Genomic DNA, 22,111 nt, shown 5'->3' with positions numbered 1-22,111 from the left:
CTGACCCAGCTACAACGCAGCGTTGAAGGCCCGGGGCTGGTCGACCCTCTGGCTGGACAAGCGCAGGCAATGGTTTGTCGCACCCAGCGGAAAACGCAGGCGCAGCCCGCAGTTCTCGGATGCAGCCATTCATTTTTCTTGACCATCAAGAGCCTGCTTGGCTTGGTTGAGTGGCGTCTCTCGTGTTAATAGGCACCCATATAGTCGCGCTTGCCAATCTCAATACCGTTGTGGCGCAAGATGGCATAGGCGGTAGTCACGTGGAAGAAGAACTGCGGCAGACCATAGTGCAGAAGATATGCACTGGCGGTCAGCTTCTTTTCCTTTGGCGTGCCGGGGCGCAGTACGATCTCGCGGCTCTCGCTGAGATCAAATTGCTCGGCCTTGAAGGATTCCAGATAGGTTACAGCCTTGGCGACCAATGCTTGCAGGTCGGCGAAGCTGACCTCAGTGTCGGGCCAGGATGGCACCTCGGCACCAGCCAGACGGGAGGCAATGCCCTTGGAGAAATCTGAGGCGATCTGTACCTGACGTACTAGCGGAAACATGTCGGGAAAAAGTCGCGCCTGCAGAAGAGCATTGGGCTCGATATTTTTTTGCGTCGCGTGGTCTTCAGCCTTCTTGAGCACATCGGACAGGGCACGCAACATCTGCAGCATGACGGGAACGGAGGCGTTGTACAGCGAGCTTGTCATAGTGAATTCACTTTTCAGATTGGGCACGATGGCCGGAGCTGGCATGGCAGAGGCCCATGCCGACCATGGAAGGCTAACAGTAAAAGGACAAGCATCATGTATGACGCTTGTAGTCTGCGCGACCTGATACGGTTTCCAAGCGCTGTTCGTGCAGCACGGGAATTAGCACATTACCGAGGGTATTCAAGGTGTGGATGCAAGGATGAGGTCGAAGCAGGCGCAAATCATCACGGACTCTATTCCACAGGGGGATTTATCTCTTCGCCAGTACTGCGAATCCTCCTTCGCTTCGTGAACTGACGCCATTCATGGCCAACTTTCTTCTTCGCGATCGTTGGAATAACCGTGTCGAAGGGCCGCTCATTAGCCCAAAGCGGAAGTCAAATACAGATGCTCGACAGACTGCGATCGCTGCAAAGCCGCTGTACAACTACACATACAAGGCGTTCATCTGAAAACCATGAGCGGTCAAGCAGCGAGGCGTGCTTGCAAATCGGCAACATCTAGCCCTGCCTTCACATTCCAAGGGATCATCTCTTCGAAATCTTTTTCGCTCTCGGCGTGCGGTAGCTTGTTGAGTACCTGCACTAGGTATTGGTACGGATCGGACCATAGTGGTCAACACCGCCGTTGCATATGCGCCATCCACAGATGGTTGAAAACAGCCAGTTCTTCCGGCTGATGACAAGATTCTTGATACTGTGTTCTGCAATGTTGTTGTCAATGCTCAGAAGTCCATTTTCAACATAGCGAATGACATAGGACCACTGGCCCAGTGCGTAGTGAATGGCTTTGCCCAGCTGTGATTTGGGCTCTACAAGCTTTACGTGCTCGTCCAGCCACGCTTTGAGCTGGTTCAAGATTGGAATGCTGCCGCACTCGCTTGCGCTCTGACACTTCAGCCGTTTTCATCTGCGCTTCAATCACATACAGCTTTTGAATCAGCCCAATAGGCTGCAATGCAATCGACTCCTTAGCATTGGCAGCGGGGATGGATTGCTGGACCTCAACGAACTTTCTGCGCACATGTGCCATACAGCCTAAGCGTGCAGCCGCTTGCATGGTGTTGTACCCCGCATACCCATCAACCTGCAGGTAGCCGTAGAAATGACCTGCCCGGTTTCTCCGAGACATTGATATCCGGGGAGATGGCACCCTCCCAAAGAGGAGCCCATGAAAAAGAGTCGATTCATGGAAGAGCAAATGGTCACGATCCTGCGTGAGGCAGATCGCACGACAGTGGCCAAGGCCGCCAAGAAGCACAAGGTCAGCGACGCGACCATTTACGCCCGGCGCAAGCACTTCGGCCAGATGGGGGCGGCCGACATCAAGCGGCTCAAGGCCTTGGCGCTTGAGAACAGGCGCCTGAAAAAACTCCTTGCCGAGCAGGATCTGGACATCGAGACCCTCAAGGAGGTCAACGCAAAAAATGGTGAGCCCGCAGGCTCGGGGCGAGCAACTGACCTTCATGCGCACACGGGGCCTGAGTCTGCGCCACTCCTGCGGAGTTGCTTAATACGTCGCGTGCCACGCCCAGCTACCAGCTTCGCCTGCCGGCCAAGGATGCACCAGTGCTCGCGGCGATGAGGGAACTGTCGGCCCAGTATCCGCGCTACGGCTACCGGTGCATCCGCGTGTTACCGGGTTGCGAGGGCTTCGAGCTGAGCTGGTCACGCACGCACCGGCTGTGGCGTCAGGCGGGCTTGCTGGTGCCCAGAAAACGCCCACGCAAGCGCATCCACACGCCGTCCAAGGCCAACATGGTCTGGGCCTATGACTTCGTCTTCGACACCACGGCCAGCGGTCAACAGATCAAGTGCCTGCGGTCGTGGACGAATACACATGGGAGTGCCTGGCCATCGATGTCGCCGGGGCCATCCGTTCCAAGTGGGTGAGCGAAGTGTCGATTTTCCTTGAGTCTTGTACTCGCCTCCACAAACAATCAACGGCTTAGCGCTGCGTGAAGAGGCTAGTTTTGTACTCGCTTCTCATTGAGTGTTGTACTTTCCGGAATTTTTCTCACTCAGTTTTGTATTTTCCGAGATGGCAGGTTCAGAAGCCTGGGCACAACCAACGTGGCCAGCAATTTCTGACCGACTTCCCGCTGCCTTCATAGCCGAACTGGCTGGAAGCTTCGGAACGAGGATGGATTACCGCAAACTGGCATACAACCTGCTTAAACCAAGCATCTTGTATACATCTGGGTATTCATCATGCTGATTGGTTCATTTGAAGATTGGAAGCGGGCTTATCAAGAAGGCGCTGACCCTGCTGCATTGCTTGAGCAGCAGCGTCGTAGTCTGGCAAGCGATGACTCTGCCTGGATCAGCATTGCCAGTGACGCGCAATTGAAAGCGCAGTTGCTGCAACTGGAGGCACTTCAGCAAACCCAAGGCCGTGAGCGTCTTCCTTTGTTCGGCATCCCCTTTGCAGTCAAGGACAACATTGATGTAGAGGGCTTTGTCACCACGGCTGCCTGCCCTGCTTTCGCCTATCCGGCACAGCGCGATGCTGTGGCAGTTCAGCGCCTCAAGCAAGCCGGAGCCATTGTTCTGGGCAAGACCAATCTGGACCAGTTTGCCACCGGTCTCGTCGGAACGCGCTCACCATTTGGTGCCGTGCCCAATACGTTTGACAGCCGACTGATTTCCGGCGGCTCCAGCTCAGGCTCGGCATCTGTGGTGGCGCGTGGTCTGGTTCCATTTGCCCTGTCCACGGATACGGCTGGATCGGGCCGAATTCCTGCGGCCTTCAACCAGATCGTCGGAATCAAGCCCACTCCCGGTGCAGTGCCCGGCACTGGTTTGGTGCCTGCCTGCCGCACGCTGGATTGCATAGGTGTTCTGGCGCTGAATGTGGCCGATAGCGCTCTGATTCTGTCACTCATGGAAGGGCCTGACACACAGGACAGCTATGCCCGGTCACGTCCCTTCATCGCCAAACATACCCCGCTGTCTCAACTGCGCGTGGGGGTGCCTGATGCACGCAAGCTTTCCAGCGACTATGAGAGTGCATTTGCTGCGTTTCTTGCGCGTCTGAAGCCGCAAACCGAGCGGGTGCAAGCCTTGCCCTTTGATGCATTGTTTGAAGTCGCCAATCTGCTGTACTACGGCCCCTGGGTGGCTGAACGGGTGGTCGGAGCACGCAGCATCTACGAACAACAGCCAGAAGCCTTGCTGCCAGTGATTCGCCAGGTTCTGGACGTACACCAGCGCTTCAACGCTGCCGATACCTTCAATGCCCAGTACCAACTGCAAGACCTCAGACAGCAAGCCGAGAATATCTGGCAACAATGTGATGTTCTGTGTGTTCCTAGCGCACCGCGCCACCCCTCCATGGCAGAGGTGGAAGCTGACCCGATCGGCGTCAACTCGGAGATGGGAACCTATACCAATTTCGTCAATCTTCTAGGTTGGTCGGCGATCGCCATCCCTGCATCGCAACTGCCAGACGGCCTGCCTTTTGGTATCACCTTGATAGCGCCGGGCTGGCGCGAGCCTGATCTGGTGCGCTGGGCTCAGCAGTTGGAAGCACAAACCCATCTGTGTGCCGGCGTTACAGGCCTTCCCGCCCAAAACGCTGGCTTACTGCCAACATGGCGGGTACCGACACAAGGCGAGACTATCGAAGTAGCCGTGGTGGGTGCACATCTGCGTGGCATGCCTCTCAACCATGAATTGCTGGCTTGTGGTGCGCGCTTTCGCGAGGAGACGAGCACCGCTTCGGACTACCGCCTGTATGCCCTGCAAGGCACGGTACCTGCCAAACCTGGAATGGCACGGTCAGACGAAGGGGCTGCCATCACAGTCGAAGTGTGGGAGATGCCAATTGCCAACTTTGGCCGCTTTGTAGCCGGCGTTCCAACGCCTCTGGGCATTGGTTCGGTGCAGCTGCAGGATGGACGCAGCGTGAAAGGCTTTATCTGCGAAGGCCATGCATTGACGCAGGCCCGGGACATCACCACGTTCGGCGGCTGGCGCGCGTACTGCCAGTCTCTGTGAAGCACGCTGCGGCGCACAGCCCCTGTGCGCCGCAGCAGCCAACGAAAAAACAAGGAGCCCCCATCATGTCTTCCACCAGCCTGGCCAGCCTTGCTTACGAAAAACTACGCCAAGCCCTGGACAATTTTCAATATGTTCCTGGTGACCGCTTCAGCGAAAACGAAGTTGGCGCGGATCTCGGCATGAGCCGAACCCCTGTGCGCGAGGCGCTCGTACGCCTGCAGCGCGAAGGATATATCTCCGTCATACCCAAGCTCGGCTGGATCGTGAACAGCATTGACTTCACGATGTTCGAGCAGTTGTACGATGTGCGTTCAGTACTGGAATGCGCAGCGCTGGATCTACTTGTTCAGACCCCCGACCTGGAAATACGCCTGCATGAGCTGACCGCGCTGTGGTGCATCCCCGCGCCACAACGGCTGTCTGAAATAGCCACTGTCTCGCGCAACGATGAGCAGTTTCACATGGCCTTGGTGGCGGCCAGCGGCAATCAGGAAATGGCCCGCATCCACCGAGATATCACGGACCGAATTCGTATCGTGCGGCGTCTGGAATTCACGCGCAACTACCGCATTGACGTGACCTACGAGGAGCACGGCGACATCCTCAGATCATTGTTAAGCCGCGACGGCTTGCAGGCCAAGTCGTTGCTGCAGCAACATATCCGCGTGAGCCGTGACGAAGTAAAAAACATCACTTTGCATACTCTGCAGAATGCAAGGCAGAAGCAGCCTTCCCTCTAAGTTTCACGAGCACTGCCGTTGATCTTTGGCTCACCGATGCTGCAGCAAAGCCTGCAGCAGCACTCCATCCTCTTGAGCCAGCGCATTCAGGATGCTGAAGTGATCCGCGCCTTCTATGGCTACTTCTGCATCACCCTCCATGCCACAGCGATAGGCCGCAAAGGCTTGACTCTGCGCCTGCAATTGGGGAAGTTCTGCTGTTCCATAGGCTGTCACAAACGGCTTGCGTGTTGCAGGCAGGCATAAGGGACTCAGTTGCTCGATTTCAGCGCCAGACAGCCGGAGCGCCTGGTTCAGGTAGGTATGAGCAATCGGTGCCAGGTCGTAGATTCCGCTGATGCCCAGGCCTGCAACCACTCCCTCGCAATTCAGGCCCATTGCAGTGAGATGACCACCCGCGGACCAACCGCATAGCAAGATGCGTCCGTTGCCTCCCTGCTGCAATGCATGGCGGCGCACAGCCGCGATGCCTGATCTCACCTGCTCCACGATCTGAGTCAGCGTGGTCTCGGGAGCCAGCGTGTATCCAATCAGAGCAGCATGCAGTCCATGCGCGAGCGCGCCCTGAGCCACAAACCGAAAAGTGTTCTTGTGGCGCATCTGCCAGTAGCCGCCGTGAATGAACAGCAGCGTGCTGGCACCGGACTCGCCCTCAAAGAAGTCGTAGCGCAAACGCTCTGCCGTTCCAAACGGCACATCCAGTTGTCCAGCGGATCTCTGCACCAGCTCCACACTGCGGGCTTCGAAATCAGCGAGCTGCCGAGCACTGTCGGCGACGGCACGGGTATTGTCGTAGGCCGCATCACGCGCGACCTGCGGGAGGTTCAATAAACAGTCCAGCATCAAGCGGCCTTGGCATGATGAGCCACATGACTGCTGAGCATTTCCGTCAGCTCCTTGCGCACCAGGTTGAATTCTGGTGCCGTGATATGGCGCGGGCGCTCCAGTGGAATGCGATAGTCACGCTCCACACGACCTGGACCGGCCGTCATGACCACCACGCGGTCAGCCAGCAAAACAGCCTCCTCCACTGCATGGGTGACAAAAATCACGGTCAGCCTGGTCTTTTCCCAGATATCCAACAGCTCCTGCTGCAGCACTTCGCGAGTCAGCGCATCCAGTGCACCGAAAGGCTCGTCCATGAGCAGCACTTCACACTCATTGGCCAGCGCTCGCGCGATCGATACGCGCTGCTTCATGCCGCCTGACAGTTGGTTGGGGAAATGATCTGCAAACTTGGTCAGTCCCACCATGTGCAGATAGTGATCCGAGATTTCTTTGAGCTTGACCTCCGTTAGGCCCCGTTGCTTGGGGCCGAATGCAATGTTCTGACGCACCGTGAGCCATGGAAACAAACCATAGTCCTGGAAGACCATGCCTCGATCCGGGCCGGGCTCGGAAATAGGCGTGTGATACATCTTGGCCACGCCCGTGGAGACTTTCTCAAAGCCCCCCATGATGCGCAGCAGCGTGGATTTCCCACAGCCCGAAGCACCGATCAAGCAAATGAATTCGCCCTTCTGGATCTTCAGGTTCACGTCCTTCAGAGCGTGGATGGGGCGACCATTCAAACTGAAGACCTTGCTGACATTGGCAATGTCCAGAATGGGGGCAGGAGTACGGTGAGCAAGGATTTCAGACATTGTGTTGCGGGCTCCACTTGAGCAGACGATTGTTGAGGGCGACCAGCAGACGGTCGGTGACAAAGCCAGTGAAGCCGATGACGACCATGCCGGCAATCACCACATCAGTGCGCGAGAGCATGCGACCATCCATGATGGCCGCACCCAGTCCTTCGGGAACGCCCGTCATCTCACCGACCACGATCAAAAACCATGCAATGCCGTGACCCAGGCGCAGGCCATTGAAGATGGATGGCATGGCCGCTGGCAGCACCACCTGACGAAACATGGAAGCGCCCTGACAGCCCAGCATGGCTGCGGCCTCAAACAGACGAGGCTCCACCGACTTCACGCCAAAGGTGGTGTTGATGACAATGGGAAAAAATGCCCCGAGGAACACCAGGAAGATGGCCGCGTTGGGGCCGACACCGAAGAAGATCATTGACAGCGGAAGCCATGCCGTCACAGGCACAGGGCGCAACATTTGCAGCGTGGGGTCTACAAAACGGCGTACGGCGGCGTTTTTACCGATCACCAGACCCAGGGGGATGCCTAGCAGAGCAGCCAGTCCAAAAGCCCCGTAAACACGAGACATGGACTTCAACCAGTGAATGCCCAGAGTTTCGCTGAAGGCATCGTCATAGATGCCGCCAAACGCGAAGTCCCACAGCATCAACCCGACTTCCTTTGGTGAAGGAACCAGCATGGTTCCGGTCGCACGCACGGCCAAGTCCCAACCGATCAGCAACAACAGTGGAAGCACAGTAGGCACCAGCCAGGTTGTCATCCAAACCTTCGCGGCATTGGGTTGCTGCGGCATAACCAGATCCGCAAACGTTGAAGCGGCATGATTGATGGGCACTGCGGGCGCCACAGCCGCATGCGCTTGAGAGTCAAGAGTGGAAGATGACATGGCAAGAATTCCAAAAACAGTCAATAACAGCTCAACGGCGTCAAGGCCTGACCGCGTCGTGCACAGCCAGGCCCCGCCGTGTTACTTCGGGTTGAAACCCGTCACGATGAAGCTGCTGTAATCAGGCAACTTACGAATCTGCTTGCGCTCCAGCATCAGCGAGCCGTAGTACTTGCTGCGGTTGATCCAGTCCTGATCGATCTTCCATGTCAGCTCTACATTGTCAGCAGCCAGATTGGCCACATCGGCGGGCAGACCCAGCTTGGCCCCCGCCATCTGTACCAGCTCAGGACGATGGGCCATGGCGTATTCGGAGGCCTTGCGGTGAATCTCCAGGAATACCTTGGTCAGTTCTGGATCGCTTTTGACCGTGTCGGCATGGGTGGTCATGACCATGTTGACCTTCCCCGTGGGCGTGCTGTAAGGGAACTCAAGAACCTTGCCCACACCGCGAATAGCGCTGATGGAAGGGCCAGGTTCTGCGCCCACATAGCCATCGATATCGCCACGCTCCAGCGCACCCGCCATCTCGCTGAAGGACACGCGCACGGACTTCACATCCTTGAGCGTCATGCCTTCAGCCTTCAGACGATCCAGAAACACGGCTTCCTGCGTGGAGCCGGGAAGAATGCCCACTCGCTTGCCTTTGAGCGCCTTGAAGTTGCCAATACCGCTGTTCTTGCCCACCACAATCGCCATACCACCATTGCAGGTCGGCGCAACTATGACTACCGGCTCGCCCGCCGCAGCCCCCAGGGTGGCTGCGGCCAGACCATAGGTACCGAAATCCACAGATTTGGTCACTACCGCATTCTTGCCATCGGTAGGTGTTTCAAACGGAATGACTTCGATCTTGTAGCCCGCCGGCGTGAACTTATCGTAGAAATAAGGCGTGATGCCATGAATAAGTTTGAGCGTCCCCACCTTGATGACCTTGTCAGCGGCCTGTGCTGGAGCCGTCACCGACAAGGCAATGGCAGTAGTAGTCAAAGAGGCGAGCAAAAGACGGCGAGACAGCATGGCAATTCCTTTTAGAGGAGTCAAAGAGAGAGAACGCGTGCCACTTGAATACATGCCTGTACACAAGCGCTTTAAACACTCAAAGCAAGCGCCGTGCCAATCACGTTTCCTCTTTGAAAATTGCCGGACTCCCTCACCCAAACACCGTTTTCGTGCGTCCATCCCCGTGGACATGCGCTATTCCAGCCCACCATGCACCGAAATGGACTACGAAATTCTCGTACCACTCCAAAGTTGAAGACCTCAGAACTTAGGTCGGTGATATCAATCGCCAACACAGCACTAGGTGTTTAGTCCTGGCATTTGATGGAGCGGAGCGAGTTTGAAGCGTTTGGGTGAGATAGCCCCCTGAATCTCCGGACACAGTCCATCGCTTATCTTCGAGATAGGCATAGGACTGTGCATATGATTAGGCATACAGAGACGATTGAGGTCATCATCCGAGACCAGCGCAGGCGGCGCTGGTCGGCTGCCGAGAAGGCTGCCTTGGTTCGCAAGACGTATGAACCGGGCATGAGCGTCTCGCTCGTGGCCTGCCAGGAGGGCGTGTCGGCGAGCTTGCTATTCACTTGGCGGCGATTGGATCGCGAAGGCGCACTGGTGGCCGTGAGCGCCGGCGAAGCGGTTGTGCCGGCTTCGGAACTCGCCGCAGCTCGCGCCGAGATCGCCAAGCTGCAACGTGTGCTGGGCAAAAAGACCTTGGAGAACGAGATCCTCAAGGAAGCCGTGGAGCTCGCCGCAGCAAAAAAGTGGATTGCGCGCTCGCCGTTGTTGCCTGGGGACGACCAATGAAGTCGGTCTGCTCGGTGCTGGGCGTGGCGCGCTCGAATCTGCATGTGCGGCATCACCGCTCTGGCGACTGGCAAGACAGCCGCAGAGGCCGCACTCCGACCCAGGATGAGCTCTTGCTGGCCGAGCTGCGGCGCCACATTGCCGAGTTGCCCAGCTATGGCTATCGCCGCGCCGGTGCGCTGCTCAATCGAGAGCGATGTTCGCAAGGTCAACAGGCGCTGAACCACAAGCGCATCTACCGAGTCATGGCGCTGCATCGACTGCTGTTGCCCAAGGTGCCCAAGCGACGGCATTCGAGCCGCATTCACGATGGCCAGGTCAGTGTGCCGATGAGCAACATGCGCTGGTGCTCTGACGGCTTTGAGATCAAGTGCGATTCGGGCGCGTGCCAGCTCCGTTCCTACTGCGCTCGGACAATGGACTGGTCTTCACCAGCAGCAGCTTCACGGCCCTGAGCAGAATGGCTTGGTCGAGCGGGTGATTCGTACGCTCAAGGAGCAATGCGTGCATCGGCACCGGTTCGAATCGCTGCAGCATGCCAGCCGCCTGATTGGAGATTGGATCCACTTTTACAACCACCGGCGCCCGCACCAGGCGCTGAACATGAGAACACCCGCTGAGGCATTTGCATTTGCGGCCTGACCTGTGCAGGTTCTGCTGGGTCAATATAGGATCTTCTTGCGCTTGCGTTTCCTTCTATCTTTGGGATTGGACTCCAGAGTCAGACGCTACTCAAATCCGGGGGGACGTCGGTTTGCAAAACTTAGTAATAGAGCGAGAAAATCATTGTAAATCATTGAGTTACACGAATTCCAGCATGTACCAAAAGTACAAAACTCAATGAGAAAAGTACAAAAATCGACACAAAACTCAGTGAGAAAAGAACAAAACTCAAGAAGAATCGACAGCCTGCGCCGCCAAAAACCAACAAAAGCTGTGGGAACTTTGTCTTTAGCACTCTCTCTAACGGAGTGCTAATATGAAGATCATGGAAGAAAGGAAACCTGCAATGAAAACTGCCTCCGGCGCCATTGCTACTGCCCTGGCGCCCGCGAACCCCTGGGCGCTGGTACCTCCGCTGGGCAACCTGGATGCCTATATCTCGGCGGTCAATCGTATGCCAATGCTCACCCTTGAGGAAGAGCAGGACTACGCTCGCAAGCTCAAAGAACACAATGATCTGGACGCCGCCGGGCGTCTGGTGATGTCCCACCTGCGTCTGGTTGTCTCCATCTCGCGCCAGTACCTGGGCTATGGCCTGCCTCACGGCGACCTGATTCAGGAAGGCAATGTGGGCCTGATGAAGGCTGTCAAACGCTTCGATCCCGATCAAGGCGTGCGTCTGGTCAGCTACGCCATGCACTGGATCAAGGCCGAGATCCACGAATACATCCTGAAGAACTGGCGCATGGTCAAGGTCGCGACGACCAAGGCCCAGCGCAAGCTGTTCTTCAATCTGCGCTCGATGAAGCAGGACCTGAAGTCCGATGCCGCCATGGCCGACGACGATCTGGCCCTGCGCGAGACCCTGACTTCGAACGAAATTGACGCGGTCGCTGCAAAGCTCAACGTCAAGCGTGAAGAGGTCATTGAGATGGAGACCCGTCTGGCCGGTGGCGATGTGCTGCTGGACCCCTCTCCCAGTGATGATGGAGAACAGGCCTTCGGCCCTATCGCCTACTTGGCTGATGCCAGTCACGAACCTACAGCCATGCTCGAATCGCGCCAGCGCGATCATCTGGCAACCGATGGCTTGGTCATGGCTCTGGAAGGCCTGGATGACCGCAGCCGCCGCATCGTTGAAGAGCGCTGGCTCAAGGTCAATGACGACGGCTCTGGCGGCATGACGCTGCATGAGCTGGCTGCCGAATACGGTGTGAGCGCCGAGCGCATTCGCCAAATTGAGGTAGCCGCCATGAAAAAGATGAAAAAAGCGCTGGCCGAGTTTGCGTAAACGCCAACATGCGCTCCAAGCCTTTAAAAGGCTGAAATGCTGAACCTCAAACCCGGATAATTTCCGGGTTTTTTATTTTTCGGCATTGATGCATGTTCTCATGCACACCGATCGCCTATCAAGAATTCAAAAGAGACCTGCCATGCCTATTCGCACTTCGCGCATCTTGAAGAACCTGTCCCGCTGCAGCTTGGTTGCAGCAGGAGTCGCCATGGTGGCGACAGCAATGGCTCCGGCCGTCCTGGCAGCCGACAACTGGCCCGACAAGCCCCTGCACCTGATCGTGGGCTTCCCCGCAGGCTCCTCGCCCGATCTGACGGCCCGCGCGTTGGCCGAGCCATTGGAGAAGAAGCTGGGTCAGACCATCATCGTGGAAAACCGCGTGGGTGCTGGCGGCAATATCGCCGGCGAATATGTCGCCAAGGCTGATGGCTACACCTTCAGCGTGATGATCAACGGCAATATGACCATTGCCAAGATGCTCAACCCTGCCGTGCGCTATGACCCCATCAAGGACCTGCAGCCCGTGAGCCTGATCGGCGTGGCTCCGCTGGTGCTGGTGGCCCCAGCGTCGGCCCCACAAGGCAAGGCCTTTATGGAAGCGGCCGCCAAGGCTGGCGACAAATGGAGCTATGGCTCGCCCGGTGTCGGCACCGTGGGTCATCTGGGCATGGAGTTGCTCAAGAGCCGCTCGGCCATCAAGGCCGTGCATGTGCCCTATACCGGCTACCCCCAGGTGTTCAACGGCATTCAGGGCGGGGACTTGAAGCTGTCCATGCTCCCTCCGGCACTGGCAATGACACAGATTCAGGCCGGCAAGTTGCACGGCATCGGAGTGACCTCTGCAGCACGCAGCCCGCTGGCTCCCGGCCTTCCCAGCCTCAAAGAGCTCGGCGTCAACAACTTTGATCTGGAAATCTGGAACGCAGTGGCTGCACCCAGGTCCATGCCCAAGGCCCATGTGGACAAGCTGGCGGCCGCCGTCAGCGAGATCGTGCGTACGCCCGAGATGCGCCAGAAGCTGTCCATGCAAGGCTGGCAAGCCGTGGGCAGCTCGCCCGAAGGCCTGAGCAACCGCATCCAGCAGGATGTGAAGGCACTGGGCACCATCATTCGCGAGCAGGGCATCACGGCGCAGTAAAAGCCGCCCCCTGAGCCGCTTTGCGTCTTCCTCAGAGGGGGACGACGGCCTTTGCTACGGGGCAGCCCTTGCTGGTCATCTCCCGGTTGGGACATCTCCAGTTTTCCGACATCCCGTGCTCTGAGCGCTACTCCGGGTATCGGTTGAAGCTACTGCGGCGTCCTTTATCATGCGCCCGACAGGCATGGGTTTACGCTATGCCGTTGGGCGCATTGTTGTATCTAGGGCAGCGCCACCGCTTTTGGAGCCTTCATGGACGCTGGTACCTGGTTCACGCAACTCAATGCCTGGCAAGTCATGGCATTGGGCCTGGTTTTTTTCGGGGGGATTTATCTGCTGGGCGGTCTGCTCATGGGTGCTCTGACGGCAACTCTTGCCCGTGCCGGTATCGGCAGGCCGCTGGATATACGTCCGCTCAAGCCCGACCAGTTGCAACGTGAATGGCGCCAGTCCTTTCATTCCATACTGATCTTCGGCATAGGCATGATCGTTCCCTGGGGCTTTCTGCAACTGGGTTGGGCCCAGCTCTCGCCCACAGCCAGTGCTGGACGCATCGCTGTGGAGATCTTTGCGCTGCTGATCTGGAACGATGTGCACTTCTGGATCAACCACCGCCTGCTGCACACACGCCGCCTGGTGCGCTATCACGGCGACCATCATCGTTCCGTGGTGACCACGCCCTGGTCCACCTACAGCTTTCACCCCATCGAGGCGCTGATGCTGGGCAACATCATCTTGCTGCCCATGCTGGTGCATGACTTCTATTTCTGGTCGTTGGCCTCTGTGCCGGTGTTGAGCCTGATCCTGAATCTGATCGGCCATTCCAACTACGATTTTTTCCCCTCAGTCCCCGATACCCATCCACTGGCCGCCAGCCGCCGTCACCATCTGCACCACGCGCGCCCGGCAGGCAACTATGGCTTTGCGCTGTCCTTCATGGACCGGCTCATGCGCACGCGGGCCGCAGACAACACCCCCAAAAGCTCCACTCACTGAATGAGCAGGCACCCAGGCCAGCGCCGGTATCCAGTCCTGCGCCACTGGCGGGACTGGCAATCCGTCTTCTACATGCTCCTGCTGCCGCTGCTCGTGTGGTGGCAATGGAGGCATGGCTTCAGCTTCATTCTCTACAGCATCGAGCTGTTTCTGACCTTGGGCGTAGGCGTGATTCACCACAACCACACCCATGTGCGCATGTGGTGGGGGCGCTGGACCAACCGCTTCACCGATTACTGGCTGACCCTGCTTCAAGGCCACCCCACCTTTGTGTTCTGGCCCGCCCATGTGGCCAATCACCATCGATTTCGCCATGGACCGCGCGATCTGGCTCGCACCTACCGGCCTGAGTGGGGCGGCGACACCAACCATCTGTGGGGCTATCTGCTTCATCCGGTGCAGGCGGCTTTCGTGCTGTATCCGCTGTTCTTTCGCTGGCTGAACAACCTGCGCCGTCGCTGGCCTGGAGCCTTTCGCTACTGCATGGGGCAATACGCGTTGTGGCTGGGCAGCTGGAGCTTTTTTCTCTGGCTGGACTGGCAAAAGGCGTTGATCTTCATCATCGTTCCCCAGTTGCACGGTCTGCACTGGCTGCTGGCCACCAACTATCTGCAGCATGCCCACGCCGATGGCCGACCACTGACCAGAGCGCAGCGCAATACTCCGGGTATCGAGCTGAACTACGCGCGCAACTTTGAAGGCCTGGTCAACCCCCTGCTTTTTAATATTGGCCTGCACACCGCGCACCATGAATGCCCACATGCCCACTGGTCCGACCTGAGCGGGCTGCACGAGCGCATTTACCGCCAACGGGTCACACCTTCATTGAACGAGGGTGGCCTGCTGCCTTATATGGGACGCGTGTTTGTATTGGGTCTGGTCTGGCCCGCGGCAAGAACCCAGCCGCAGATGCCACCCGACTCTGTGAAGTAAAAACCTGTTGAGGATCTATGCCTGTTGCCTATTCCAACGTCTATCTGCAATCTGCCGGCATGTTTCTGCCTGGTGCCCCAGTGGACAATGCTGGCATGGATGCGTTTGTCGCACCGCTGAGCCGCATCTCCGAGCGTATCAAGCGCCGCATCCTGGCCGAGAACGGCATCCAGACTCGCCACTACGCCATCAATGGCGAAGGCCAGACGGTGTTCAGCAACGCCCGCATGGCAGCTGGCGCGATCGAGGAGACCCTGGCTCTGGCTGGCAAAAAGCTCTCTGATATCGGCTTTCTGTCCAGCGGCTCCTCGGGAGGCGATGCGCTGATGCCCGGCTTTGCCAGCATGATTCAGGGCGAGATGGCCGCCCCGCCCATGGAAACGCTGTCCGTGCACGGCGTCTGCGCCGCCAGCGTGGGCGCCATGCAGGCCGCTGCCATGGCCGTGGAAAGCGGCGCCCATGCGCTGGCCCTGTCGGTGGCCAGCGAAATGCCTTCGCGCCTGTTCAAGCGTTCGCGCTTTGCGGCCCAGGGCTATGACGCCGACTTTGACGCCCACTTTCTACGCTGGATGCTGTCCGACGGCGCGGGCGCCGTGCTGCTGGGCGGCCCCAAGGCCTTGCCCCAGGCCAACGGACTGCGCCTCAAGCTCAAGTGGACGCACCAGCGCAGCTTTGCCGGCGACTACCCCGTGTGCATGCAACTGGGCCTGACGGCCGATCGCGGCACAAGCCATCTGGACTTCCCCGCCTGGAGCGATGCCGAGGCCGCAGGCGCTCTGGCGCTGCGCCAGGACATTCGCCTGCTGCCGCATCTGTTCGATGTCTGCATTCACGAATATGCAGCCCTTGCCCACCAGGGCTGGGTGCCCGAACGCGGCATAGACCACTTTCTCTGCCACTACTCGTCGGAGCGCTTCATCCCCGTTGTCGACGAGCTGCTGGGCAAGGCCCAGCTCAGCATTGCACGCGAGCGCTGGTGGAGCAATCTGGCCTGGCGCGGCAACACGGGTGCAGCCTCCATCTTCATCATGCTGTCGGAGTTTCTGCAAAAGCAGGGCCAGCGCCTGAAAGCAGGCGACACCGTGCTCTGCTTCATCCCCGAGTCGGGCCGCTTTACCGCAGGCTACATGCTATGGGAAGTAGAGCCGGATGCGAGTGCAGAGCAAACGCCAGAGGCCGGTTTCCCTCGGAAATCGGCACAGTCGGCACAGTCAGCAGCGCTGCCGGATGATGCTCTTCCCGATGTATCCACCATCGCCGCACCCCATGACCCGGCCGCTGCGCCATCGCAACTGGCACCACTGCTGACCGAGCTGGCCAGCATCTGGCAGGACTACCGCAGCAATGTCTGGCGCACGCCCCTGCTCCAGCGCATGCGCACGCGCCAGTTGCAGATCACCGACTATCTGCGCTGGATGAGCCACTGGATTCCGCAGGTGCGCGAAGGCAGTCTGTGGATGCGCGAAGGCGCGGCCTCGCTGACCGGTGACTACGCCACGCTCGCCTCACTGATCGACCTGCATGCAGGCGAGGAGCAGAACGACTTCAAGATTCTGCACAGCGACTATCTGAAGGCTGGCGGCACCGAGACAGACATCAACCGCCTGCGCCGCAACCCCGGCGGCGAAGCGCTCAATGCCTATCTGCACAACCTGGCTGCCACGCCCAACCCGATCGGCCTGCTGGGTGCCATCTACATCATCGAAGGCACGGGTCAGCGCATCGTTCCCAGCCTGCTGCCCCTGCTGCGCCAGAGCCTGCCGCTGCCTCCCGATGCCTTCCGCTTTCTCGAATACCACGGCGCCAATGACGAGAACCACCTGGAGCGCTGGCTGCTGGCCGTGCAGATGGCCCTGGAGCTGGACAGTGAAGGCACGGCCCAGCAGGCCATCCTGCAGACCGCACGCAACACGGCAGCCATGTACCTGATGCAGTTCCAACATGTGCTGGCCGAGCGATAACGAGAAACCGCAAGAAGCACCGGGAGGATTCATGAAGAACGAGTTCAACGACCATGTCTGGGACGAGCGCGACCCCAGCCCCTGGCTGGCGCTCTACCTCGACCAGAGCACACCTCTGCCCGATGAGGTCAAGGCCGCCTGGCTGCGCGACTGCAGCAGCAGCTCGCGCCAGTTCTTTCTGCCCGCCATGCGGCCGCTGGCGCGGCTGTCCATGATCATCATTCAGGCGCTGAAGATCTTTCTGCCCAAGCGCTGGTCGCACTCCATGCTGCTGCACCGCCTGCTGGCCTTCGGCATGAAGAAATTTCTCTCGCCAGAGGCCAACTGGCTCATCATGCGCCACTTTCACCTGGGCTCCCAGGTACTGGCCTTCGTCGCTGCCAATGCCCCGACCAAGGTCAGCACCGCGCCCTTGATGCCCATGGAAATTGACGATGTGAAGGACGAGCTGTTTCTCAAGCACGACCTCAACCTCTTCAACTTCGTGATCCGCCTGAACAAGGCACTGCGCGAGAACGGGCAGGAGTTGGTGCCCGTGGCCGAGCCCGACTTCTCCATGATCCGCGAGCCCGATCTCAGGCTCGAAGACATGCCGCGCGGTCGCTTCAACGTCATCGACCTGCAAAGCGCCATCGAGCTGTACACGCCCATCTACCAGTTACTGCTGACCGACAACGACTTCTGGCGCGCCAGCAACTCGCTGCAGCTCGACGAAACCGTTGCCATTTACTGCGCCAAGATCCTGGCATCGCCAGAGCATCTGGTGCTGCTCAACAACAAGCATCCCATGGTGCCGCTATCCACCCTGTATGCGGCCTACCGCCTGGTGCTGCACGGCCTCTCCACCGAGATGCTGCACTCGCTGCTGACACGCATGGCCAACGGCGAGCACCCCATTCCCGCGCGCGAGCTGGCCAAGATGCGCCAGGCTGCCGAGACGGTGACGGATCAGACCGCCGCACAAAGCTGAACCATGGATTCACGAAGCAACCGCATCACAGGCGTTCGCATCGACGAGCAGACCATCTGGCTGACACTCGCGGACGGACGTGAACTGGCCGAGCCCATTCAGCGGCATATCCGCCTCGAAAAAGCCACACCCGGGCAAAGGCTGCACTGGGTTCTGAGCGACGAGGATCACGGTCTGAACTGGCCGGCGCTGTGGCCGCCATCGCCCGCAGGCATGGTCAGCGTCTGGGAGCTGGATCAGGACAGTCTCTACAACCAGGCCATGGGCGCGCTGCTCGCCGCCCAATGGGACGTCACCCGGATATCCCCGGTCCAGCATGAGCTGGTGGCTCTATGGCGCATGGAAGCCGATATCAACAACGGCGGCTTTCTGCAGTTTCTGGGCAACTGGGGAGTGGAAAACCATCAGCTCACCCTGCAGGCTCTGCAGGCCATAGGCGCGCCCGTCACGCAGCAATGTCTGCAAGACATGTTTGCGGTGCTCAGGCGCTTCGAAGACATGCCAGAAAATGTGGACTTCTCCGACCTGCCTGCGCTGCTGACGGACGCCGAACATGAGCAGTTGCAGGAACTGGAAGAAGCCTTCTGGGACTACCCGGAGCCCCTGAACAAGCTCGTGGTCATGCACTACGGACCCGCCCAATGAAGTCAGAAAACAAATCCGGCAAGACCTATTCGCTGGCATTTCGCAAGGCCCTGGTGGACGAAGCGCTGAACCGCACACCCGGCGGCGGGTTTGCGGAGCTGGAAAAGCGCCACCGCCTCAAGCCCGGAACCCTGTTCGACTGGGTCGAGGAGTTGGGTCCGACACCACCGCCTGCGCCTTTTTCTGCACTGCATTTCTGGATAGGAAATACGCCATTGGGCGAGCCGGAATTTGCCCGCTACTTTGAACATGCAGACAGTTACTGGGAGCTGGAAGTTGAAGACATTGAAAGCAGCCAGCAAGATGTCACGGGCTGCGGCTTCTGCCAGGATCTGGGCAGACAATTTCTGTTCGACGAAGACCTGCTGCTGATGATCTGGCTGCCAGAGCCTGTCCCTGTCTCTGCCTTGGTGAGCCACAGCACTCTGGACTGCGACACATCGCTCGCGCTCATCGTGCAGGCCTGTGAAACCCAGGGCATTCACACAGCCAACGCCATGTTTGTCTATGCCGACCCCACCGAACCGATCACCGATCCGGACAAGCTCTACAACGGACTGAGCTACATCGGTCTTTTTGACGACTGACGCAGGTCCGACGCTTTTTCCATCTTCTTCATGCAAGACTTCATTGCCCAGATTTCGCAGCAATGGCTGCAACTGCCGGATTGCCAGGCCGAACACAAGGACGCAGCCAGAACACGCATCACCAGCAGCGTGGCAGCCGGCTGCATGGATGTCGAATTCTTTGTGCACCACGGTGGCAACGGCGCTTTCTCGGCCACCAGGTATGAGCAGACCATGCAGTTGGGCGCGGAGCATCGGCTTCATGCCTGGATCACGCTGCGCGATGCGGCCGGTGAAGTCATACACCATGAAGTCAGCTGCAACCCCGGGCGCTTTGCACAGCTGCTGCATGAATGGCGGGCAGCGCCTGATGCAGCACCGGAACAAGTCACCATCCAGGCCATGGCTTGCAGTCCATCTATCGATGAGACTGAGGCCTGTGTCCCTCGGGTGGATCAGGATCTGAACCTCGACCTGCTGGACAAGCTCGCGGATGCTCCACAGGCGCTTGAACGGCTCAAGGCCGATGTGGCCGCTGTCGACCTCATGCGCCTGCTTCAATCCTGGCCGCGAGATGATCGCGGACGACCTGCAGCGCGCACCACTGCCATACTCGCGGCCTATGGCCCTGCCACACGCAAGCGCCAGCCCTGCCTGATGGTTCGATCGGTCATGCAGTCAAAGATGCCGGGATGGCAATTGCTTCTGTCGTCCGAGTTTCTCTACAACTGCCGCCATCAATGGAGCGATGCCCGCTGGCTGTGGTCGCCGGCAGAGCCCCCCAAGGACTCGGCTCTGGAGCGCAAGGCACGCAGTCTGATGGCTCAGGGCAAGGTCAGCGAGGCCTGCGCACTGTATGGCATCGAGCTTCATGAACGCGTGCGAAGACTTGCCGCAGGTCAGTCATTCCAGCGCTTCTCGTCCGCGCCAGAGCCCTGGGTGCGAGAGCTGCGAGCCGCGCTTCTGCAACTGGCTCCGTGGTGCCTCACAGCAGGCCTGCAACGCATACAGGAGCACCTGATTCAGGCCAACCGCAAGCCGCCCAAGCCCGGCAGCTGGGAGCGCAAGCTGTTCTGGTTCTCGGGCCAGCGCCAGCAGGCGCGCTGGGGCCCCGGAGTGCGCTTCGACGAGGAGGGCAAGCCGGTGCTGGACCTGATCGTCACCGCATCCAACGAGCATTTTCCCGAGCCTGACTGGAAGCAGCAGTCACGCTAATCCCGTCAGTCAATATCATCAAACCACTGCCAGCCAGCCCTGCACCTGCTCGGCAGGCATGGCGCGCGAATGCAGCCAGCCCTGGAAAAACTCGCAACCGATGTCGCGCAGCAGTTGCAGCTGATCGAGCTCTTCGACGCCTTCGGCCACGACCTCCAGATCCAGCGCATGGGCCATATGCACAATGCCGCCCATCAGTCTGTCCCGGCAAGGCGAGGGAAACAGAAACTCCCGCCCCAGCTTGACGCGCTGCAGCGGCAGATATTGAAGATAGGCCAACGACGAATGGCCGGTGCCGAAATCATCCAGCGCAATCGTCACTCCCAGCCGCGCCAGAGCCTGTAGCACTTCGCTTCCCTGAGCCGGGTTGATCATGGCCTGGGATTCGGTCACCTCCAGCTCCAGCCATTGCGGCGGAACCTGATAGCGCTGCAAACAGCTGCTGACATGCTCGACAAGATTCACCTGCCGCAGTTGATAGGCAGAAAGATTGACCGCAACCCGCAGCGGCGTACCGGCCTTGAGCCACAAAGCGATCTGCTTGCAGGCTGCGTCGAGCACATAGTTGCCCAGAGCCACGATCTGGCCCGAGGCCTCGGCCACCGGAATAAAGCGTGCCGGGCTGACATTGCCCAGCAAGGGATCATGCCAGCGCAGCAAGGCCTCAACAGCCACCACTGTGTCGCTCTCGACCTTGACCTGAGGCTGGTAGTGCAGCTGCAAACCGCCATAGCTGAGCGCCATGCGCAAGCGCTCGGCCAGTTGCACGCGTTCGGCCATTTCCTTGCCCATGGCGGGTTCGAAAAACACCGCATGGCCGCGCCCCTGGGCCTTGGCGCTGTACATTGCCATATCGGCGAAGCGCATCAGGTCGTCACCGGTCTGCGCATCGTCGGGATAAAAGGCAATGCCCACGCTGGCACCAAAATCCAGCGCCAGCCCGTCATGCTTGAAGGGGATGGAGAGCGCAGCCAGTATCTGCTCGCTCCAGAAGCGGGCTCGGGCCGCATTCTCACCCACCAGCAGCACCATGAATTCGTCGCCACCCAGGCGTGCCAGCACGCCCTCGCTGCGCAGCTGGGACTTCAGCCGCCTGGCGACCTCCCGCAGCAGTTGATCGCCGGCTGCATGTCCGTAGCCGTCATTGATGGCCTTGAAGTTGTCGAGATCCAGCTGCAGCAGGGCCAGTGCTTCGCCGTCGGCCTGCGCCAACTTGAGTCGCTCCTGCAACTCCTGGCCGAATTGCCAGCGATTATTGAGGCCGGTCAGGGTGTCCTTGGTGGCCTGGAACTTCAGGCGTTGCTGCATCTGATGCAGCTCCGTCACATCGCGCACAAAGGCTATGGCCAAGCCCTTGTCGTCATCGCCAAAATAGCCAAGAGCAATGTCCACCGGCACGGCATTGCCCTGCTTGCGCTGCAGCCACAGCACACCGCCAAGCCCCATGGGCCGGCGCGATGGCTGGGCAAAGTAGCTGCGCAGGTAATGACCATGCCCGGCCTGAAACTCGGGCGGCAGCAGCATGTCCAGCGCCTGCCCTTCGAGCTCGCTGCGCCCGTAGCCTGAAATGGCCTGCATGGCGGCATTGGCCGTCACGATGTTCCCGTCCCGGTCCACCAGCAAAATGCCGTCCGGCGCAGCATCCAGCGCCTGCTGCTCACGCCGGCTCAGCATGGCAGAAAGGCTCCCCCCCTCCTGCCAGGCCGACATGGCCAGTCGCAACCGGCGCTGGCAGTCCGCCAGCGCCGGTTCAGACACCGGTTTGAGCATTGAAGAAAAAGGGCACTCGGCCATACACAGACTCCAGATATCCACTCTGGCGTCCCTGCGTGCAGCCACTCCCCATGCTGCATCACCGGCCTGCATGCCCAGCTCTAGGAAGCCGGATCGAGCCTTGCCAAGTGTTTGAAGTCGCTCACTATGCGCGTGACATCGCACGCTCTC

19 protein-coding genes and 4 pseudogenes are annotated in these 22,111 nt (G+C 59.1%); 15 read left to right on the top strand and 8 right to left on the bottom strand.

Features of this window, described 5'->3' with window-relative positions; all coding sequences use genetic code 11:
• Window positions 1–22: 22 nt before the first annotated feature.
• Window positions 23–165 (top strand): annotated as a pseudogene (locus QYQ99_RS16940) (transposase); the annotation flags it as partial.
• Between the two features lie 20 nt (window positions 166–185).
• Here the strand turns inward: QYQ99_RS16940 and QYQ99_RS16935 are convergent.
• The 3 genes and pseudogenes from QYQ99_RS16935 to QYQ99_RS16930 all read right to left on the bottom strand — a co-directional run bounded on the left by QYQ99_RS16935 (window position 186) and on the right by QYQ99_RS16930 (window position 1,757).
• The gene (locus QYQ99_RS16935) at window positions 186–695 is read right to left on the bottom strand and encodes a DUF1993 domain-containing protein (RefSeq protein ID WP_302093201.1); all 510 of its coding nucleotides are present in this window, start codon (window positions 693–695) and stop codon (window positions 186–188) included.
• A 468-nt stretch (window positions 696–1,163) separates the two neighbouring features.
• Window positions 1,164–1,283, bottom strand: a complete 120-nt coding sequence (locus QYQ99_RS28355) for a hypothetical protein (protein ID WP_367882815.1) — start codon at window positions 1,281–1,283, stop codon at window positions 1,164–1,166.
• Window positions 1,283–1,757: pseudogene (locus QYQ99_RS16930) on the bottom strand (IS66 family transposase). Before QYQ99_RS16930 ends, QYQ99_RS28355 begins: the two are co-directional and overlap by 1 nt.
• 111 nt (window positions 1,758–1,868) lie before the next feature.
• Here QYQ99_RS16930 and QYQ99_RS16925 point away from each other — a divergent pair.
• The 3 genes and pseudogenes from QYQ99_RS16925 to QYQ99_RS16915 all read left to right on the top strand — a co-directional run.
• A pseudogene (locus QYQ99_RS16925) lies at window positions 1,869–2,598 on the top strand (transposase); the annotation flags it as partial.
• A gap of 310 nt (window positions 2,599–2,908) precedes the next feature.
• The gene (atzF, locus tag QYQ99_RS16920; protein WP_302089225.1) at window positions 2,909–4,696 is read left to right on the top strand and encodes an allophanate hydrolase; all 1,788 of its coding nucleotides are present in this window, start codon (window positions 2,909–2,911) and stop codon (window positions 4,694–4,696) included.
• 65 nt (window positions 4,697–4,761) lie between these two features.
• Window positions 4,762–5,439 carry a GntR family transcriptional regulator gene (locus QYQ99_RS16915; protein ID WP_202788529.1) on the top strand — a complete coding sequence of 226 codons (678 nt, stop codon included), beginning with the start codon at window positions 4,762–4,764 and terminating at the stop codon, window positions 5,437–5,439.
• Window positions 5,440–5,469: 30 nt separating this feature from the next.
• On the opposite strand, the gene QYQ99_RS16910 is transcribed toward QYQ99_RS16915, so the two are convergent.
• From QYQ99_RS16910 to QYQ99_RS16895, 4 genes are all read right to left on the bottom strand, one after another.
• The gene (locus QYQ99_RS16910; protein WP_237734876.1) at window positions 5,470–6,267 is read right to left on the bottom strand and encodes an alpha/beta hydrolase; all 798 of its coding nucleotides are present in this window, start codon (window positions 6,265–6,267) and stop codon (window positions 5,470–5,472) included.
• Between the two features lie 14 nt (window positions 6,268–6,281).
• Entirely contained in the window at window positions 6,282–7,082 is an 801-nt protein-coding gene (locus QYQ99_RS16905) for an ABC transporter ATP-binding protein (protein WP_302089224.1), read from the bottom strand.
• Entirely contained in the window at window positions 7,075–7,974 is a 900-nt protein-coding gene (locus tag QYQ99_RS16900; RefSeq protein WP_302089223.1) for an ABC transporter permease, read from the bottom strand. The genes QYQ99_RS16905 and QYQ99_RS16900 overlap by 8 nt, the downstream gene beginning before the upstream one ends.
• Before the next feature lie 81 nt (window positions 7,975–8,055).
• Complete coding sequence (locus QYQ99_RS16895; RefSeq protein WP_302089222.1) at window positions 8,056–8,994, bottom strand: ABC transporter substrate-binding protein; 939 nt, start codon at window positions 8,992–8,994, stop codon at window positions 8,056–8,058.
• A 405-nt stretch (window positions 8,995–9,399) separates the two neighbouring features.
• On the opposite strand from QYQ99_RS16895, the pseudogene QYQ99_RS16890 reads away from it, so the two are divergent.
• From QYQ99_RS16890 to QYQ99_RS16845, 11 genes and pseudogenes are all read left to right on the top strand, one after another.
• Window positions 9,400–10,169: pseudogene (locus tag QYQ99_RS16890) on the top strand (transposase); the annotation flags it as partial.
• A 94-nt stretch (window positions 10,170–10,263) separates the two neighbouring features.
• Window positions 10,264–10,428: an integrase core domain-containing protein gene (locus tag QYQ99_RS28480; RefSeq protein WP_437439079.1), complete on the top strand. Its 165-nt coding sequence runs from the start codon at window positions 10,264–10,266 to the stop codon at window positions 10,426–10,428.
• A gap of 367 nt (window positions 10,429–10,795) precedes the next feature.
• Window positions 10,796–11,740: an RNA polymerase sigma factor RpoH gene (gene rpoH, locus QYQ99_RS16885; RefSeq protein ID WP_302089221.1), complete on the top strand. Its 945-nt coding sequence runs from the start codon at window positions 10,796–10,798 to the stop codon at window positions 11,738–11,740.
• 142 nt (window positions 11,741–11,882) lie between these two features.
• Window positions 11,883–12,881: a Bug family tripartite tricarboxylate transporter substrate binding protein gene (locus QYQ99_RS16880; protein ID WP_302089220.1), complete on the top strand. Its 999-nt coding sequence runs from the start codon at window positions 11,883–11,885 to the stop codon at window positions 12,879–12,881.
• Window positions 12,882–13,133: 252 nt separating this feature from the next.
• Window positions 13,134–13,877 (top strand): sterol desaturase family protein, encoded by a 744-nt coding sequence (locus QYQ99_RS16875; RefSeq protein WP_302089219.1) that lies wholly within the window; start codon window positions 13,134–13,136, stop codon window positions 13,875–13,877.
• A complete protein-coding gene (locus QYQ99_RS16870; RefSeq protein WP_302089218.1) occupies window positions 13,878–14,810 on the top strand; it encodes a fatty acid desaturase in 933 nt (310 codons plus the stop codon).
• Between the two features lie 17 nt (window positions 14,811–14,827).
• Window positions 14,828–16,771, top strand: a complete 1,944-nt coding sequence (locus tag QYQ99_RS16865) for an iron-containing redox enzyme family protein (RefSeq protein WP_302089217.1) — start codon at window positions 14,828–14,830, stop codon at window positions 16,769–16,771.
• A gap of 31 nt (window positions 16,772–16,802) precedes the next feature.
• Complete coding sequence (locus QYQ99_RS16860) at window positions 16,803–17,741, top strand: DUF6999 family protein (RefSeq protein WP_302089216.1); 939 nt, start codon at window positions 16,803–16,805, stop codon at window positions 17,739–17,741.
• A 3-nt stretch (window positions 17,742–17,744) separates the two neighbouring features.
• A complete protein-coding gene (locus QYQ99_RS16855) occupies window positions 17,745–18,386 on the top strand; it encodes a DMP19 family protein (RefSeq protein ID WP_302089215.1) in 642 nt (213 codons plus the stop codon).
• Entirely contained in the window at window positions 18,383–18,973 is a 591-nt protein-coding gene (locus QYQ99_RS16850) for an immunity 22 family protein (protein WP_302089214.1), read from the top strand. Before QYQ99_RS16855 ends, QYQ99_RS16850 begins: the two co-directional genes overlap by 4 nt.
• A 30-nt stretch (window positions 18,974–19,003) precedes the next feature.
• A complete protein-coding gene (locus QYQ99_RS16845; protein ID WP_302089213.1) occupies window positions 19,004–20,167 on the top strand; it encodes a hypothetical protein in 1,164 nt (387 codons plus the stop codon).
• Between the two features lie 18 nt (window positions 20,168–20,185).
• Here the strand turns inward: QYQ99_RS16845 and QYQ99_RS16840 are convergent, their stop codons facing one another.
• A complete protein-coding gene (locus tag QYQ99_RS16840) occupies window positions 20,186–21,961 on the bottom strand; it encodes a putative bifunctional diguanylate cyclase/phosphodiesterase (protein ID WP_302089212.1) in 1,776 nt (591 codons plus the stop codon).
• Window positions 21,962–22,111 lie beyond the last annotated feature (150 nt).

It is taken from the genome of Comamonas testosteroni (assembly GCF_030505195.1).
Classification (GTDB): domain Bacteria; phylum Pseudomonadota; class Gammaproteobacteria; order Burkholderiales; family Burkholderiaceae_C; genus Comamonas; species Comamonas testosteroni_G.
Note: the sequence above shows the minus strand (reverse complement) of the source record. Positions and strands in the feature narration are given on the sequence as shown.